Here is a 16742-nt window from a genome sequence, read left to right on the forward strand (position 1 = left end):
CGGAACGATCGGCTTTGCTAAGCTCTTTTACTTATCTTCAAGGAACGCCGCTCCGATGACCGACGCCGCAACACCCCGGCAGAAGCTGCCACTGCACTGGAAAATGGCTATCGGCTTCGGGCTTGGCCTAGCGCTCGGCCTGATCGTCCACGCCATCGGCGGCGGCATTCCCTGGCTGCCCGACGCGGCCCGCGCGGTGATGACCTACCTGACCACGCCGTTGTCGGGTCTGTTCCTCAACCTGATCTTCATGCTGATCGTGCCGCTGATCTTCTCGGCGCTGGTGATGGGTGTGTCGGAGATGGGCGACATCCGCGCGCTCGGGCGGATCGGCTGGAAGACCCTGGCCTATACCGTCCTGCTGTCGGGTGTGGCGGTCGGCCTCGGCCTGGTCCTGGTCAACTTGCTCAAGCCGGGCGTGGGCGTGGACCCGGCCATGGCCCAGCAGCTGCTGCATGAGAACGTCGAGCGCAGCCGCGAGATCGTGGCCAACATCGGCGAGCAGCCCAAGGGCATGGACATGCTGTTGTCGATCGTGCCCAGCAACGTGCTGGCTGCCGCGTCCAGCAACGGGGCGATCCTGTCGCTGATGTTCTTCGCGCTGATGTTCGGCATCGGCATGGTGCTGTCGCCGGACGAAAAGACCGCCCCGCTGCGCAAGGTCATCGAAGGCGTGTTCGAAGTCTCGATGACCCTGATCAACCTGGTGATCCGCCTGGCCCCCTACGCGGTGGCCTGCTTCATGTTCAACCTGGCCGCGATCTTCGGCTTCGACCTGCTGATCCGCCTCGGCGCGTACGTGGGCGTGGTCGTGCTGGCGCTGGGCCTGCACATGGTGGTGAGCTACGGCGTGGCGGTATGGCTGTCGGGCCGCTCGCCCCTGGCGTTCTTCCGCGACACCCAGGAGGCCACGGTGATGGCCTTCTCCACCGCGTCCAGCAACGCCACCCTGCCGACCGCGCTGCGCGTGGCCGACCAGATGGGCCTGCCGCAGAAGGTCTCGCGTTTCGTGCTGACCGTGGGCGCCACCGCCAACCAGAACGGCACCGCGCTGTTCGAGGGCGTGACGGTGATCTTCCTGGCGCAGTTCTTCGGCGTGGACCTGAGCATCACCCAGCAGCTGATGGTGATGGTGGTCTGCATCCTCGGCGGTATCGGGACGGCCGGCGTGCCCTCCGGCTCGCTGCCGGTGGTGGCGATGATCTGCGCGATGGTCGGCGTCGACCCGATGGGTATCGGCCTGATCCTGGGCGTGAACCACTTCCTGGACATGTGCCGCACCGCACTCAACGTTACCGGTGACCTGGCCCTGACCACGCTGGTGGCGAAGGGCGAGAGTGATGATGGTCACACTTCGGAGCCTGTCGTACCCGGCAATTGATCGCGCACGGAATGCCATGGATACTGACCTCCGCGCATGGAAGGCGTCGGGGTTGGCGTCGTGCGGGGAAAGGAGTACTACAGATGAGGAAGTATCTGATCGCGGCCACGCTTGGCCTGCTGGCCTTCAACGCCAGCGCCAAGTCGGAATGCCCGAACTACAAGCAGGCCGGCAGCTATTTCGCGGGCCGTACGTTCACCAGCTGGGACGTGGTCCCGGTGAGCGCGGAGGTTGCCTACAAGCGGATCAAGATCGAAGGGGTGAAGTCGGGCCTGACCCTGAGGTCGGAAGACAAGGAATCGGGCCTGTTGATGTTCGAGCAGAACACGCAGGGCAGCAAAGGCCAGGTCACCCTGCCGTGGAACGTGGCCATTACCCCGGAAGGCCCGAACGCGTCCAAGGTCGAGGTCACCAAGCTCACTCCCGGTGGTTACATGACCGGCGAGAAGTTCCAGCGTGAGTCCACCTGCGCGGTGATCAACGCGGCCACCGGCGAAAGCTGACCGCCACGGCCGGATCCAAAGCGCCCCGCCTCGCGGGGCGTTTTTGTTGGTGTACGGCAGCCGTCTTCACGACCCTGACCGGCCTGACCCGGCCGGTGGACTATGGGACAATATGCCGCCCGCAGCTCCGCGGCCGCCTCCCGACCCCGACAGAATCATGACGCAGCCCACCCGCCGCCAGTTGGCCAACGCCATCCGCTTCCTTGCCGCCGACGCGGTCGAAACCGCCAAGTCCGGTCACCCCGGCATGCCGATGGGCATGGCGGATATCGCGGAAGTCCTCTGGAACGACTATCTCCGTCACAACCCGAACAATCCGAAGTGGTTCAACCGCGACCGCTTCGTGCTCTCCAACGGCCACGGCTCGATGCTGCAGTACGCGCTGCTGCACCTGAGCGGCTACGACCTGCCGATCGAACAGCTCAAGCAGTTCCGCCAGCTCGGCAGCAAGACCGCCGGCCATCCGGAACACCATGAAACCCCCGGGGTCGAAACCACCACCGGTCCGCTCGGCCAGGGCCTGGCCAACGCGGTCGGTTTCGCGCTGGCCGAAAAGCTGCTGGCCCAGCGCTACAACCGCCCCGAGCACGAGATCGTCGACCACCGCACCTGGGTGTTCCTGGGTGACGGCTGCCTGATGGAAGGCATTTCCCACGAAGCGGCCTCGCTGGCCGGCACCTGGGGCCTGGGCAAGCTGGTCTGCTTCTGGGACGACAACCACATCTCCATCGACGGCAACACCGCAGGCTGGTTCACCGACAACACCCCCGAACGTTTCGAAGCCTATGGCTGGAACGTGGTGCGCGGCGTCGATGGGCATGACCCGGACAGCATCAAGGCCGCCATCGACAGCGCGCTGGCGCAGGGCGACAAGCCGACCCTGATCTGCTGCCGCACCACGATCGGTTTTGGTTCGCCGGGCAAGGCCGGCAAGGAATCCAGCCACGGCGCACCGCTGGGCAAGGACGAGCTGGAAGCCACCCGCAAGCAGCTGGGCTGGAATTACGGCCCGTTCGAGATTCCCGAAGACATCTACGCCGGCTGGCGTGCCGGTGGAACCGGCACCCTGCGCCAGGCCGAGTGGGAACAGCAGTTCGACAAGTACGCCGCGCAGTTCCCGGCCGAAGCCGAAGAGCTGACCCGCCGTTCGGAAGGCGAGCTGCCGGCCGATTTCGTGGCCAAGGCCGACGCCTACATCGCCCAGGTCCAGGCCGAAGGCCAGACCATCGCCTCGCGCAAGGCCTCGCAGCTGGCCATTGAAGCCTTCGCACCGCTGCTGCCGGAACTGGTCGGCGGTTCGGCCGACCTGGCGCACTCGAACCTGACCCTGTGGAAGGCCAGCAAGTCGGTGGCCACCGACGACCCGAACGCCAACTACGTGTACTACGGCGTGCGCGAGTTCGGCATGACCGCCATTGCCAACGGCCTGGCGCTGCACGGCGGTTTCATTCCGTTCGACGCCACCTTCCTGGTGTTCAGCGATTACGCCCGCAATGGCGTGCGCATGAGCGCGCTGATTCCGGCGCACGCCATCCACGTCTACACCCACGACTCGATCGGCCTGGGCGAAGACGGCCCGACCCACCAGCCGGTGGAGCACCTGGCCTCGCTGCGCTACATCCCGAACAATGACGTGTGGCGTCCGTGCGATGCGGTCGAATCGGCGGTCAGCTGGAAGTCGGCCATCACCCGCCAGGACGGCCCGAGCTGCCTGGTGTTCAGCCGCCAGAACCTGCCGCACCAGCCGCGCAGCACCGAACAGGTGGCGCAGATCGCCCGCGGCGGTTACGTGCTGGCCGACGCCGAAGGCGGCGTGCCGGACGTGATCCTGATCGGTACCGGTTCGGAAGTGGGGCTGGCCGTCGCGGCCAAGGCCGAACTCGACGCGGCCGGCATCAAGGCCCGCGTGGTCTCGATGCCGTCCACCGATGTGTTCGATCGCCAGGACGCGGCGTACCGTGAATCGGTGCTGCCGAACGCCGTGCGCAACCGCGTGGCGGTGGAAGCCGGCGTCACCGGTTTCTGGCGCCAGTACGTGGGCCTGGACGGTGCCGTGGTCGGCATCGACACCTTCGGTGCCTCCGCACCGGCTGAAGCGCTCTACAAGCACTTCGGCATCACCACCGATGCGGTGGTCGCCGCTGCGAAGGCGCAGCTGGCCAACTAAGCGCCAGCAACCGACGTAGTCCAGACGGCGCTTCCCGAAACGGAAGCGCCGTTTACATTTGGGAGCCGGGAGCCGGGCGATGGATCTGCCGTTCCCAAACGACTGCCGACACGGGTGGGCGCTGCTGGGACGCATGACCTTCGAACGGAAACGCGCCTTCGTTCGAGGTCATGCGTTACCGGATGGTGCACCGCCATCGGCAGTCGTTTGGGAACCGACTCTACCGGCGCGCGATGCGCGCCGCTTCAATGCCGGGCCACTCTTTCAGCGTTACGCGGTGCGCGCCAATCCAAGCCGCACCAAGCGCGCTTCCACCTTTTCGCCGAACGTCTTCGGTGCGTCCAGTCCCATCCGCTGCAGGTACACCACGTCGCCGTCGCCGGCCTGCTGGGTCAATGCGGCCAGTACAGTGCGCAGCTTGGCGCCGCGCGTCTGCGTGTTCTGCTTCAGCCAGCCCAATGCCTTGACCAGGTGCTGCTCCACCTCGGTGAAATCGCTGCCCAGCGGGTAGTCGGGCAGGGCGCCGGACTGGCGGAACGGCGCCAGCGACGCGCTGACCGCGGCGGCGGTATTGCGACGCGCCCAGTGCTCGGGCGCCACGAAGCCGGTGTCCAGTTTCTTCGAGGCTTTGGCGGTCTGCAGCAGCTCGGCCTGGAACGCGGCATCGGTGATGCCGGCCATGCCGACCACGCAGTCCTCGTCGGTCAGGTTGCGCAGGTCGGCGATGCCGTACTCGTTGATGTAGATGTCGCGCAGGTGGCGCGGGATCGTCGTGTGCCCGTAGTTCCAGCGCACGTTCGACTGCAGCCGGCCCTTGTCCTCGCGCACCGCGCGGAACATCAGCGCGCTGCGGGCCTCGGGCAGCGCATGGGCCATCGCCACGAAGTTGTACTGCCCGCCCACGCCCGACACCACGCGGCCGTCTTCCAGCGCGTCGGAAACCGCCGCACCCAGCGCGGTGGCCATCATGCACGAGTTGAAGAAACGCGCATGCCGGCGCTGCAGGCGTTCGAGCGTCTCATTGCCGCCGTACAGCTGGTTGATCTCGCTGATCCGGCGCATGCCGATCGCGCTGCGCTCCTGGTCCGGCAGCTCGCGCAGCCACTGGTAGAACTCCGGCGAGCCCAGGTAGAACGCACCGTGCAGGTACTCACCCTCGGCCTCGAGCGTGGCGTGGTCGATGGTCAGCGTGCTGCCGCTTTCGATCCGCTCCATCAGTGCCAGGTCGTCGTGCACCTTGCGCCGGATCACCCCGGTCTGCACCAGCCGGCGGAACCCTTCATTGAGCATTTCGCTGCAGCCGTACAGGCCGACCTCGAACGGCTCCAGCCCGCCACATTCCAGTACCGTGGGATGGCTGGCCAGGGTCGGGTCCAGCGCGTGCAGGATCTGCCGGTAGCGCGCGTTGTCGGTGTGGCGCAGCACCAGGGCATGGCTGATCGCATCGGCCAGCGTGCCGATGCCGATCTGCAGGGTGCCGCCGTCGCGCACCAGCGCGCTCGCGTACAGGCCGATCGCGTAGTCGGCATCGGTGACCGGCTGACGCGGCAGCCCGAACAGGGCCGGGTAGGGCGCCGGCGGGGTGATCACCAGGTCGAAGAACGACACATCCACCGTCGCCGACCCGCCCAGGTAGGGCAGCTGCGGATCGATCTCGGCGATCAGCAGCGGCCGCGGCAGTCCGCGCGCCAGCATCGCGTCGATCGTGTCCTGGGTGATGTCGTTGTTGCACGACAGCGACAGCCGCCGGTCGTCGGGACGCATCGCCACCTTCTGCACGATCGCATGCGGCGCGCGTTGTGCCACCGCGTCGGCGGCATGGGTGTAGTTGAGGCTGGTATAACCGCGCTGCGCCTGCGACGAGCCGAGCAGGGCGCCGGACTGCATGTAGAACTCTTCCACCTGCACGTGCGCCGGCAGGCGGTCGCGCACCATTGCGTCGGCATAGGCCAGGCGCGGGAAATCCTCGCCGAAGTGGCGGGCCGCGAACGGCGCCATGAAGCGCGCCTCCAGCCCGCCGCCCGGCTTGGGCGGGTTGAGCGACAACGCGGTGTAGATCTGCAGCGGGCGCGTCGGATCGTTTTCGACCCGCGCATACAGCGCATTGAGCAGCCGATGCGGCTTGCCCAGCGCCAGTGGCGCACCGATGCGCAGCGGCCCGTCCACGCGCTGCAACAACCAGTCGGTGGCCGCGTCCAGATCGGTGAGGTGCTCGGTCATGCGGTGCGTTCCTGCAAAGGCTTTCCGGCATTACAGCATTTCCGGTTTGAACGGCTCTCGACATGGGGGCTTGACACGGTGAAAGATTACGCGCGTAATCGGTTCGTCGATTACGGGTGTAAATGATGAGCCAGATCAGTAAAGCCGAAGCGGTGGTCATGGAAGTGCTCTGGAACCGGCACCCGCTGGGTGCCGATGAGGTGGTGGCCGCGCTGGCACAACGCGACTGGGCCGAGCCAACCATCAAGACCCTGCTCAACCGCCTTCTCACCAAGGGCGCGATCAGCGCCAGCCGAGACGGCCGGCGCTATCTCTACTCGCCGCTGCTGCAGCGCCAGGCCTGGGTCGCCGAACAGAGCAGCGGCCTGCTGGACAAGCTGTTCGCCGGTCGCGTGGCACCGCTGGTGGCGCATTTCAGCGAGCGCGGCGAACTGAGCGCGCAGGACATCGCCGAACTGAAGAAACTGATCCAGGAGCTCGACCATGACTGAGCTGTTGCAGGGCCTGGTGCAGGCGAGCTTGTGGTTGGCGCTGGCGGTGCTGCTGCTGGCCGGGCTGCGCCCGCTGCTGCGTCGCCTTGGGGGCCCGGCGCTGGTGTACCGCAGCTGGTGGCTGGTGCCGCTGGTCGTGCTGGCACCGTTGTTGCCGGTCGCCCCGCTGGCGCTGACCGACAGCACGGCGGTGCTGGCGCTGGGCACGGCACTGCGCGCGCCGCCGGTACCGGACGATGCCCGGCTGTGGCCGCTGCTGCTGGCCGCGCTGTGGGGCGCCGGCGTGCTGCTGTGCGTGGCGGTGCAATGGCGGGCCCAGCGTCGCTTCGAGCGCGGGATGGGGTCGCTCCAGGCACGCGCCGACGGCACCTGGCAGGCCAGTGCCGACCCCGGGCTGCCGGCGCTGGTGGGGCTGTGGGCGCCGCGGGTGGTGGTCGGCCCCGACTTCGAGCAGCGCTTCAGTGCCGCCGAGCGCGACCTGATCGTGCAGCACGAGCGTCAGCACCGTCGCCATGGCGACCACTGGGCCAATGCCGCGCTGGCGCTGCTGCGCTGCCTGTTCTGGTTCCACCCGTTGCTGCCGTGGGCGACGCGCCGCTTCCTGTGCGACCAGGAGCTGGCCTGCGACGCGCGCACGGTCGACCCGCATCCGGCCCTGCGCCGGCTCTACGCCAACGCGCTGCTGAAGGCGCAGTTGGTCCACCCGGTTGCGCCCATGGCCTGCCACTGGCGCAGCCAACCGATGTTGAAGGAGCGTATTGCCATGTTGAAGGAACAGAAGCGGACGGGGATGCCGTGGTGGTCGGGGCAGGTGCTGGTGGTGGGGCTGTGTGCTGGAATGGCCACCGTGGCGTGGGCCAGCCAGGGCGGGGCAGGCGGGCAGGGGGCACTCGCGGCCGATCCGGCACCTGCGGCCGGGCAGCCCGCCAAGGCCCGCCAGATGGCGCCGCCGGTGTATCCGAAGGCCGCGTTCGACCAGGGCATTTCGGGCCGGGTGGTGCTGCGGGTGGAGGTGCGCGCCGATGGAACGCCGGGCGACATCCGCGTGCTCAGCTCACAGCCTGCCGGCGTGTTCGATGAGGTCTCCGTGGCCGCGGCCAGGCAGTGGACGTTCGACCCCGCGCAGCGGGACGGCAAGGCGGTGGCCGCCGCGCTGAAGATTCCGCTGACGTTCGCGATGAACGATCCGGAGCCTGCCTCGTGAGGCAGGGCGCCGCCTGGCTGGCGGTAACCGCGCTGCTGGCCGGGTGCGCCACCACGCCGCAGCGCACCGTGGTGGACACGCGTGCCGAGAACGTAGGACACCAGCGCCTGCCACCCGCGGCGGGTGGAGGGTCTGGGGTGGTGCAGGCGTATGAGATGCAGCCGGGCGAGGGCTACCGCATGCCGCAGCTGTATGCCGGTCCCGACCCCGTCGTCGGCGCGCGCGACCCGCGCACCGAGCTGGCGCCGACCACGGTGTGCCTGCAGGTGGTGGTGGACGCGGAAGGCAGGGTGGAGCGCAGCGTGCCGTTGAGCGATCGCGAGGTCTGCAGGCCTGGCGTAGCGGCAGAGAACGCGCCCCTGTTGGCGGCCGCGCAGGAGGCGGTGGCGCAATGGCGCTACACGCCGGCGGCGGTATGCCATTTCGCAGCGGGCAAGGTGCCGGACAACCGTGGCGACTGCACCGCGGCCGAGCGGATCGAGCCGGTGGCGGTGAGCCTGTTGTATGCGTTCACGTTCGAGATCGTGCACGGCCGGCAGGTGGTGGAGAGACGGTAGCGCTACGCGCCGCCCTGGATGTTGGCTTTTACGGCGGGGTGCATGAGTTTCGGCTCGGGCAGGGTCGCGTCGCGCGCCTGGCGGGTGGCCACGAACGCGGCTTCGCTGACACCGGCGTGCAGGTGGATGTTGTGGGCGCGCTGCGCGCCGATGGTGGTTTCGTTGGCGACGGGGCGGCCGTCCGGACCGTAGTCGTGGCAGATGAACACCCGGGTGGCGTCCGGCAGCGCGAGGAGGCGCTGGATCGAGCGGTAGAGCACGGCCGCGTCGCCACCCGGGAAATCGCAGCGGGCGGTGCCGCCATCGGGCATGAACAGCGAATCGCCGGTGAACACCGCATCGCCGATGCGGTACGCCACGCTGTCGCTGGTATGGCCAGGCACGGCGATCACTTCGGCGCTGATTTCGCCAAGCGCGAAGCGTTCGCCGTCGTCGAACAGGTGGTCGAATTGCGAGCCATCGGTCGGCATGTCCAGTGCATAGCGGGGCGCGAAGGTGCGCTGCACCTCGACGATTCCCTTGCCCATCGCCAGCCTGGCCCGTGGCCACTGCGACTTCAGCTGGCGTGCGGCGCTGATGTGGTCGGCGTGCGCATGCGTTTCCAGCAGCCAGCGCACGTCCAGGCCGTTCCCGGCGACATGCGCCAGCAACGGCTGCACAGGCGCGGTGTCCGTAGTGCCGGTGTCGGGATCGAAGTCCAGTACCGGATCGATCACGGCTGCCTGCCGCGTGGCCGGGTCATGCACCACGTAGCTGAAGGTGTGGCTGTCGGGATGGAAGAAGCCTTCAACATGCAGCGCCATGGCCGTGTCCTCAGCGGTTGCCCAGGGTGTCGTTGAGCAGCACGGCCAGGCGTTCGCCGGCCAGGCGCAGCTCGCGTTCGGCCACCGGCAGGTAGGTGGCGGTGTAACCGGCATCAAGCGTGCGCTTGTCCGGGTAAACGCCAGGTGCAATGGCGATGCGGCAGCTGGCCTGCGCCCACTGCACCGCATCGGTGGCGATGGCCGAACGCTTGCCCACCTTGGGCCTGGGCAGTGCCGCCAGCCGCGCGGTGTAGGCGTCGTCGTCCAGTTTCAGGGTGTTCAGCAGGCCGCTGTCCCACAGCGAATGCAGGTTGGTACCGCGGCCGTTGAACTGCACCTGGAAGTCGTTGCCGCCCTTGTCGTGGCCGTAGCCGGCGTGCATCGGCTGGTGGATGTCGCCGACGAAGTGCACCACGAACTTCAGCGCCTGTGCGCGTTCGGCGTCGGAACGGCTGCGGTCGCCGAGGATGGCGGTCTGGGCCTTGAGCGCTTCGACCACGCAGTTGCCGTTGCGGCAGTTGCGTTCCACGTCGTACTGGCAGTCGTCTTCGCCGATGTTCACGTAGTGCCAGCCGGCGGAGCGCTTGCCCAGGCCAGGATCCTTGGCGCGCAGTTCGTCGGCCCACGGTGCAATGGCGGCCAGGGTCGGGGTGGGCTCGCTGGCCAGCAGCCGGACCACTTCGGCGCGGGCCTGCGGGGTGAGCTTCGGTTCGGCGACGCGGGCGACCAGGCGGTGGCCTTGGGCGCCCCAGGCCAGGGCGTCGGTGGATACCAGGGTGAGCGCCAGCAGCAGCGCGGACGAGGACAGCAGGGAGGCGATTTTCATCGCCCCATTCTACCGTGCGCAAAATAACCCCGGCTTACGCCGGGGTAATGTCATGCGGCGAGGGGTGGTGCGCGGTGCGGTGCTGATCGTGCGATCAGAACTTGAAAACGTAGGCGACGCCGTAGGCGAGCGGGTCGATGTTGACGGTGCCGAGCTTCTCGCCGTTGAGCTTGACGTCGCTGTCGATGTCGATCCAGCGCACGTCGACGCGCAGGGCACCGTTGCTGCCGATGGCGAAGTCCAGGCCGGCGTGGGCGGCGAGGCCCCACGAGTCGTCCAGCTTCAGCGTGCTGCCGGCCAGCGCGCCGCCGGTTTCTTCACTGAAGAAGGTGGTGTAGTTGAGGCCGGCACCCACGAACGGGGACACCTTGCCGGTGCTGTTGAAGTGGTACTGCAGCGAGACCACGGGCGGCAGGTGCTTGGTGCTGCCGACGCGGCCCAGGCCGTTGATGTTGATGTCGTGCTTGAACGGCAGTGCGGCCAGCAGTTCGATGCCCAGGTTGTCGGCGATGAAGTATTCGCCGGTGATGGTGGGCTTGATGTCGCTGTCGACGTCGACCTGCAGGCCGCCGGCGAGGGTGCCGTTGCTGGACTTGGGGGCTACCTGGTGCACGCCGGCGGCAACGGTCCAGTCGCCCTTGGACTGGGCCATGGCGGGGCTGGCGGCGAGGACCAGGGCGGCGGCGAGGCTGGCGGGCAGGAGGAGGGAGGGGGTGCGCATGGTGCGGTCTCGTTGCGGGGGTGGAATGGGGCCAGTTTTCCCGCTTGCCCGTTGCGCTGCCTTGATCCGGATCAATCCGGGGAGCGGGTGTTGTAACCGCTTCCTGTTTCGATCCCGGGGGCCGGCCGGGGCCGGGCTTTGCTAGAATGGCGTCCCCTTACCATCGGCGCCGCACTGTGGCGGCTGCAGGAGCTTGTGAACATGGCAATCAAGGTTGGCATCAACGGTTTCGGCCGCATCGGTCGCAACGTGCTGCGTTCGGCCGTGCTGAATTTCGGCAATGACATCGAAATCGTCGCCATCAACGATCTGCTGGAGCCGGATTACCTGGCGTACATGCTGAAGTACGACTCGGTGCACGGCCGCTTCAAGGCAGACGTGGAAGTGTCGGGCAGCGACCTGCTGGTCAACGGGAAGAAGATCCGCCTGACCCAGGAACGCGATCCGGCCAACCTGAAGTGGGACGAGGTCGGCGTGGACGTGGTGATCGAATCCACCGGCCTGTTCCTGACCAAGGAAACGGCGCAGAAGCACATCGATGCGGGCGCGAAGAAGGTGATCCTGTCGGCGCCGTCGAAGGACGATACGCCGATGTTCGTGTTCGGTGTGAACGACAAGACCTATGCGGGCGAGGCGATCATTTCCAACGCGTCGTGCACCACCAACTGCCTGGCGCCGCTGGCCAAGGTGATCAACGACAAGTGGGGCATCAAGCGTGGCCTGATGACCACGGTGCACGCTGCGACGGCCACCCAGAAGACCGTGGACGGTCCGTCGAACAAGGACTGGCGCGGTGGCCGCGGCATCCTGGAAAACATCATTCCGTCGTCGACGGGTGCGGCCAAGGCGGTGGGCGTGGTCATTCCGGAGCTGAACAAGAAGCTCACCGGCATGAGCTTCCGCGTGCCGACGTCGGACGTGTCGGTGGTCGACCTGACCGTGGAGCTGGAAAAGGAAGCCACGTATGCGGAGATCTGCGCGGAAGTGAAGGCGCAGAGCGAAGGCGCGCTGAAGGGCATCCTGGGCTACACCGAAGACAAGGTGGTGGCGACTGATTTCCGCGGTGAAACCCACACGTCGGTGTTCGACGCCGACGCCGGTATCGCGCTGGACGGCACGTTCGTGAAGCTGGTGTCCTGGTACGACAACGAATGGGGCTATTCGAACAAGTGCCTGGAAATGGCCAAGGTCGTTGCTGCGAAGTAATCGCTGCGTACTGATGTTGAGAGAACGGCGGACTTTGGTTCGCCGTTTTTTTCTGGCTCTTCGGTTCTTGTTGCTTGGCGCGGGATCTTCTATCAGGTTGGTCGCGAGGGTGGGGGGCCCCGCCGCGGCCGGCAGGCCCCTGTGCAAATGTCCCCCGGCCGACGCCTGGCGGCGACGGCCTCCTCCTTTACTTTGCCAGGAGCCTACCGGCCGCGACGGGGCTCGGCTTGCGGCAGGCAGGAAAAGCGGACGGCACGGTGCGACGCCGGTGGGGCGAGCGCGGGGCCGCCGTGCCCTTGTGGGCGAATTAAAAGGAGGAAGGGGGCGGCCGCAGGCCGACGCCGGGGGAAATTTGCCCACAAGGGCACGGCGGCCCCGCGCTCGCCCCACCGGCAGCCGCGTCTGTATGAGCCCGTACATCCAATTCAGTTAGCATGGGCCCGCTGCTGCTGGCGCCATGATTGTACTGGCTGCCCGTGGCGTCCCCTTGAGGATGACGTGGAATGGAAGCTTTGATTGTCCTGGCGGTGGTGGTGCTCTTAGCCGTGCCGGTGTTGCTGATCATGGCGCTGGTGATGATTTCCGGGCTGCGCCGAAGGGTGGCAGCTTTGGAGCAGGCCCGTGGCGACAGTGCCCAACCGGCGGCCCAGCCTGCCGTGAGTGCTGCATGGGAAGAGCGCCCTTATGCGCCGGCCCCCGTGGCTGCGCCGGCACCTGCGCAAGAGGTTCCGATGGGCGTTGCGGAGCCCGTGCCCGAGCCGTTTGCCGCCGCTGCGCGGGTTGCGCCGCCGCCACTGCCTGCTGCCGCCGCTCCCGAGCCCGAGCCGTTCGTTCCGCCGCCGCCGCGGGGGCCGGACCTGGGCGAACGTGTTCTCGGGACGATCAAGCGTTGGTTCACCGAGGGCAATGTGCCGGTCAAGATCGGCATGCTGGTGCTGCTGGCCGGCGTGGCTGCGCTGCTGAAGTACGCCAGCGACCAGGGCTGGCTGGATGCGCCGATCGAGCTGCGGTTGGCTGCGATTGCCGCCGGGGCGTTGGCGGGGCTGGTGTTCGGCTGGTTGCAGCGCGAGCGTCGGCGACTGTTCGCGCTGGCATTGCAGGGCGGGACGATCGGGATCCTGCTGCTGACCATTTTCGCGGCGTTCAAACGCTATGGGTTGATCGACCCCGGCCCCGCGTTCGTGATGAGCATCGTGCTGATCGCAGGCATCGGCGTGCTGGCGGTGGTGCAGAATTCCCGCACGCTGGCGGTGCTGGGTATCCTGGCCGGGTTCATGGCGCCGATCTGGCTGTCCACCGGCAGTGGCAATCATGTGGCGCTGTTCTCGTACTACGCGGTGCTGAATGCCGCGATCCTGGCGATTGCGTGGTGGCGTCCGTGGCGTGTGCTCAATCTTCTGGGCTTTGCGTTCACCTTCGGCATCGGTACGTTCTGGGGCGTGCTGCAGTACAACGCCGACAAGTTCGCCAGCACCGAGCCTTTCCTGCTGCTGTTCTTCGCGTTCTACCTGGTGATTCCCATCCTGTACGCGCGCCGCCAGCCAGCGGAGAAGCGCGATCTGGTCGATGGCAGCCTGGTGTTCGGCACGCCGTTGATCGCGTTCTCGCTGCAGGCCGGCATGCTGCACGACGACCGCCTGCTGCTGGCGCTGTGCGCGCTGGCGCTGGCCGCGCTGTATGCCGGGTTGGCCTGGGCGCTGATCCGGCGCACGCGGTATGCGGCGTTGGGTCAGTCGCATGCGGTGCTGGCGGTGGGCTTTGCGACGTTGGCGGTGCCGCTGGCCTTGTCCGCGCGCGCCACGGCCAGTGTGTTCGCGCTGGAAGGCGCGGCGCTGGTGTGGCTGGGCCTGCGCCAGCAGCGACTGCTGCCGCAGGTCGCCGGTGCGCTGCTGCAGCTCGGCGCTGCGTTCGGCTTCGTGGTGGGGGCCGATTACTGGTTCAACGACGCCACTGCCATCGCCAACCCGACCTTCATGAGTGGGCTGCTGCTGGCCCTGGCCGGGTTTGCCTCGGCCTTCAGCTACCGGCGTGCTGGCCGCGACGCGCCGGCCATCGTGTACTACCTGTGGGGCCTGCTGTGGTGGCTGGGGGGCGCCAGCCATGAGGTCACCCGCTTCGTTGCCTTCGACAGCCGCCCGGACGCGCTGCTGGCGGTGGTGGCGCTGACGGCGTGGATCGCGGCGGAGGTGCACCGGCGCATGCCGGCGCGCGCGCTGGTGTTCACCACGTTGGCGATGCTGCTGTGCGCGTTCCCGCTGGCGTTGTGGCAGGTGGATATCCATCGCCAGCCGTTCGCCGGCTACGGTGCGCTGGCCTGGGCGGTGTTCGCCGTGCTCGGCGTGCGCAGCCTGTGGTGCCTGCGCGCCGGCCAGGACCGTGCCGCCGTCGCGGCACAGTTCATCTGGTGGCTGCTGTGGCCGACGGTGGTATCGCTGGCCGCGTCGTGGCTGGCCGAACGCTTTGAACTGGCGCAGGGCTGGGCGCTGGCGGCGACGTTGCTGCCGTGGCTGGCGGTGGTGTTCGTCGCGCTGCAGCGCTGGCATTGGCTGACCCTGCCGCTGGGCGAGCGCTTCAACGCCGCGCGCCCCGCGCTGCAGGGCACGTTGTTCGCGGTGCTGGGGCTGGCCTGGGTCGGCTTCCTGTTCGCGCCGGGCGCGGCGCGGCCACTGCCCTGGGTACCCGTGTTCAATCCGCTGGAGCTGGCGCAGCTGGCCGTGCTGGCGCTGCTGGCGCGCTGGTTGTGGCAGGGCGCGGCGCCGACCGCGCTGCAGGTGCGGCGCGTGCCGGTGCTGGCACTGGCCGGCTTCGTCGCGCTGACCAGCATCACGCTGCACGCCGTGCATCACTGGGGCGGGGTGGCATGGAACGGTGTGCTGTGGTCGTCGACCCTGGCGCAGACCAGCCTGACCGTGGTCTGGAGCGTGCTGGGCGTGATCAGCTGGGTGTGGGGATCGCGCCGCGGCCAGCGCGCCCTGTGGCTGGTCGGCGCCGTGCTGATGGGCGTGGTGCTGGCCAAACTGGTACTGATCGATCGCCAGCATCTGGGCAACCTGCTCGGCATTGCTTCGTTCATCGCCTACGGCCTGCTGTGCACGGTCGTGGGTTACCTGGCGCCGGCTCCGCCGCGCGCGCCGGAATCCGCCATGGAGCCGCAACCGTGACCCTTCTTCATCGTGTGATCGCCGCCGTTTCTCTGCTCGTCGCCGTCCCTGCGCTGTACGCCGCCGACGCGCGTGAGGCGTATCGGGAGCAGTGGCCGCTGCAGCTGTCGGCACCGCAGGCCGGCGCCTACCGCCTGACCCTCGGCGAGGACCAGTACCGCAGCGCGGTGTCGCCGTTGCTGGCCGACGTGCAGGTGTTCAATGCGCAGGGCCAGGCGCTGCCGGCGGCGCTGCTGGCCGCCGACCAGCCGCTGGCGCAGCCGGCGCAGTGGCAGGCGCTGCCGTGGTTCCCGCTGCCGGCACAGGGCAGTGGCGCCAGCGACGACCTGCAGCTTCTGACCGAACGCAACACCGACGGCAGCGTGCGCCGGGTCGAGGCGCGGCTCGGGCGCAGCGGCGGCGGCGCGCAGCCGGGCGGCTGGCTGGTGGACGCCAGCGCGCTGGAGAGCGGCGTGCAGGCGCTGCGCCTGGACTGGCAGTCGGCGCAGGCCCTGCAGGTGCGGGTGCGGGTGGAGGCCAGCGATGACCTGCGCGACTGGCAGGCGGTGGCCGAGGGCGTGCCGCTGGTGGACCTGCAGCACGACGGCCAGCGACTGCAGCAGCGTCGCATCGAGATCGGCCGGCAGGCGAAGTACTTCCGCATCCTGCCGCAGGGCAGCGACGTGCTGCCGCCGTTGACGGCGGTGCAGGCCGAGCGCGTGCCGACCGCGCAGGCGATCCAGTGGCAGTGGCGGCCGCTGGCCGGCACGGCGGGCAAGCCCGGGGAATTCGAGTACACGCTGGACGGCCGCTTCCCGATCGCCCAGGCTGACCTCGCCACGAACGACAACAGCGTGGTGCAGTGGACCCTGCTCAGCCGCGATGATCCCGACCAGCCGTGGCAGGTCCGCGCCGGTCCCTGGGTGGCCTACCAGCTGCAGGACGGCAGCGGGCGCAATCAGTCGCAGGCACAGTCGCTGGCGGTACCAACCAGAGACCGCTTCTGGAAGCTCACCGCCTCGCAGGCGCAGGCGGCCACGGCGCCCACCCTCAAGCTGGGCTACCAGCCCGAAGCGCTGGTCTTCCTCAGCCAGGGCGAGGCACCGTTCAGCGTGGCCGCCGGCAGCGTGCACGCGGCGCGCAGCGACGCGCCGGTGGGCACCGTGATCGCGCAGCTGCGCGAACAGCGTGGCGCGCAATGGCAGCCGGCAGTGGCCAGCGTGCAGGGCCCGGCGCAGGTGCTCGGCGGCGACGCGGCGGTGCAGCCGGCCCGCGACTGGAAGCGCTGGCTGCTGTGGGGCCTGCTGGTGCTTGGCGTGCTGGTGGTGGGTGGGTTCGCGATGAGCCTGTTGCGCCAAGCGGGTAGCGCCAGGGAGTGACGACCAACGGTCGTCACCTACCGATCGATGTACCGGTGGCTCCCACGGTAGGTAACGACCGTTGGTCGTTACGCAACCAGATGTACGGGACCGGTGGCTCCCTCGGTAGGTAACGACCGTTGGTCGTTACGCATCCCGGGGGGG

The 16742-nt window shown here is 68.2% G+C and carries 13 protein-coding genes; 9 read left to right on the top strand and 4 right to left on the bottom strand.

The window, feature by feature from the left end:
- The first annotated feature begins 55 nt into the window (after window positions 1-55).
- The 3 genes from FSZ13_RS09820 (at window position 56) to tkt (ending at window position 4051) form a co-directional block, all read left to right on the top strand.
- Window positions 56-1381, top strand: coding sequence for a dicarboxylate/amino acid:cation symporter (locus tag FSZ13_RS09820; protein WP_145479333.1), 1326 nt, complete (start codon window positions 56-58; stop codon window positions 1379-1381).
- 83 nt (window positions 1382-1464) lie between these two features.
- A complete protein-coding gene (locus tag FSZ13_RS09825; RefSeq protein WP_260844137.1) occupies window positions 1465-1884 on the top strand; it encodes a hypothetical protein in 420 nt (139 codons plus the stop codon).
- A 157-nt stretch (window positions 1885-2041) separates the two neighbouring features.
- A complete protein-coding gene (tkt, locus tag FSZ13_RS09830) occupies window positions 2042-4051 on the top strand; it encodes a transketolase (RefSeq protein WP_145479334.1) in 2010 nt (669 codons plus the stop codon).
- 270 nt (window positions 4052-4321) lie between these two features.
- On the opposite strand, the gene FSZ13_RS09835 is transcribed toward tkt, so the two are convergent.
- Window positions 4322-6271, bottom strand: coding sequence for an acetyl-CoA hydrolase/transferase C-terminal domain-containing protein (locus FSZ13_RS09835; RefSeq protein WP_145479335.1), 1950 nt, complete (start codon window positions 6269-6271; stop codon window positions 4322-4324).
- A gap of 125 nt (window positions 6272-6396) precedes the next feature.
- Here FSZ13_RS09835 and FSZ13_RS09840 point away from each other — a divergent pair, with 125 nt between their 5' ends.
- The 3 genes from FSZ13_RS09840 to FSZ13_RS09850 are packed head-to-tail and all read left to right on the top strand — an operon-like array spanning window position 6397 to window position 8523.
- Window positions 6397-6762, top strand: a complete 366-nt coding sequence (locus FSZ13_RS09840; RefSeq protein WP_145479336.1) for a BlaI/MecI/CopY family transcriptional regulator — start codon at window positions 6397-6399, stop codon at window positions 6760-6762.
- The gene (locus tag FSZ13_RS09845) at window positions 6755-7966 is read left to right on the top strand and encodes a TonB family protein (RefSeq protein ID WP_145479337.1); all 1212 of its coding nucleotides are present in this window, start codon (window positions 6755-6757) and stop codon (window positions 7964-7966) included. The genes FSZ13_RS09840 and FSZ13_RS09845 overlap by 8 nt, the downstream gene beginning before the upstream one ends.
- Complete coding sequence (locus FSZ13_RS09850) at window positions 7963-8523, top strand: hypothetical protein (RefSeq protein ID WP_145479338.1); 561 nt, start codon at window positions 7963-7965, stop codon at window positions 8521-8523. Before FSZ13_RS09845 ends, FSZ13_RS09850 begins: the two co-directional genes overlap by 4 nt.
- Before the next feature lie 2 nt (window positions 8524-8525).
- Here FSZ13_RS09850 and FSZ13_RS09855 read toward each other — a convergent pair whose 3' ends face one another.
- The 3 genes from FSZ13_RS09855 to FSZ13_RS09865 all read right to left on the bottom strand — a co-directional run bounded on the left by FSZ13_RS09855 (window position 8526) and on the right by FSZ13_RS09865 (window position 10873).
- Window positions 8526-9326 carry an MBL fold metallo-hydrolase gene (locus tag FSZ13_RS09855; protein WP_145479339.1) on the bottom strand — a complete coding sequence of 267 codons (801 nt, stop codon included), beginning with the start codon at window positions 9324-9326 and terminating at the stop codon, window positions 8526-8528.
- A gap of 10 nt (window positions 9327-9336) precedes the next feature.
- Window positions 9337-10152 carry a S1/P1 nuclease gene (locus FSZ13_RS09860; RefSeq protein ID WP_145479340.1) on the bottom strand — a complete coding sequence of 272 codons (816 nt, stop codon included), beginning with the start codon at window positions 10150-10152 and terminating at the stop codon, window positions 9337-9339.
- 94 nt (window positions 10153-10246) lie between these two features.
- Entirely contained in the window at window positions 10247-10873 is a 627-nt protein-coding gene (locus tag FSZ13_RS09865; protein ID WP_145479341.1) for an OmpW/AlkL family protein, read from the bottom strand.
- A 201-nt stretch (window positions 10874-11074) separates the two neighbouring features.
- Between FSZ13_RS09865 and gap the strand changes: the two genes are divergently transcribed.
- The 3 genes from gap (at window position 11075) to FSZ13_RS09880 (ending at window position 16598) form a co-directional block, all read left to right on the top strand.
- On the top strand, window positions 11075-12079 hold the full coding sequence (gene gap / locus FSZ13_RS09870) for a type I glyceraldehyde-3-phosphate dehydrogenase (RefSeq protein WP_145479342.1): 1005 nt from the start codon (window positions 11075-11077) through the stop codon (window positions 12077-12079).
- A 503-nt stretch (window positions 12080-12582) separates the two neighbouring features.
- Window positions 12583-15240, top strand: a complete 2658-nt coding sequence (locus FSZ13_RS09875; protein ID WP_145479343.1) for a DUF2339 domain-containing protein — start codon at window positions 12583-12585, stop codon at window positions 15238-15240.
- Entirely contained in the window at window positions 15237-16598 is a 1362-nt protein-coding gene (locus tag FSZ13_RS09880; RefSeq protein WP_260844138.1) for a DUF3999 domain-containing protein, read from the top strand. The genes FSZ13_RS09875 and FSZ13_RS09880 overlap by 4 nt, the downstream gene beginning before the upstream one ends.
- Window positions 16599-16742: the final 144 nt, after the last annotated feature.

Origin of the sequence: Stenotrophomonas rhizophila (assembly GCF_007667275.1) — a bacterium.
Lineage (GTDB): Bacteria > Pseudomonadota > Gammaproteobacteria > Xanthomonadales > Xanthomonadaceae > Stenotrophomonas > Stenotrophomonas maltophilia_AE.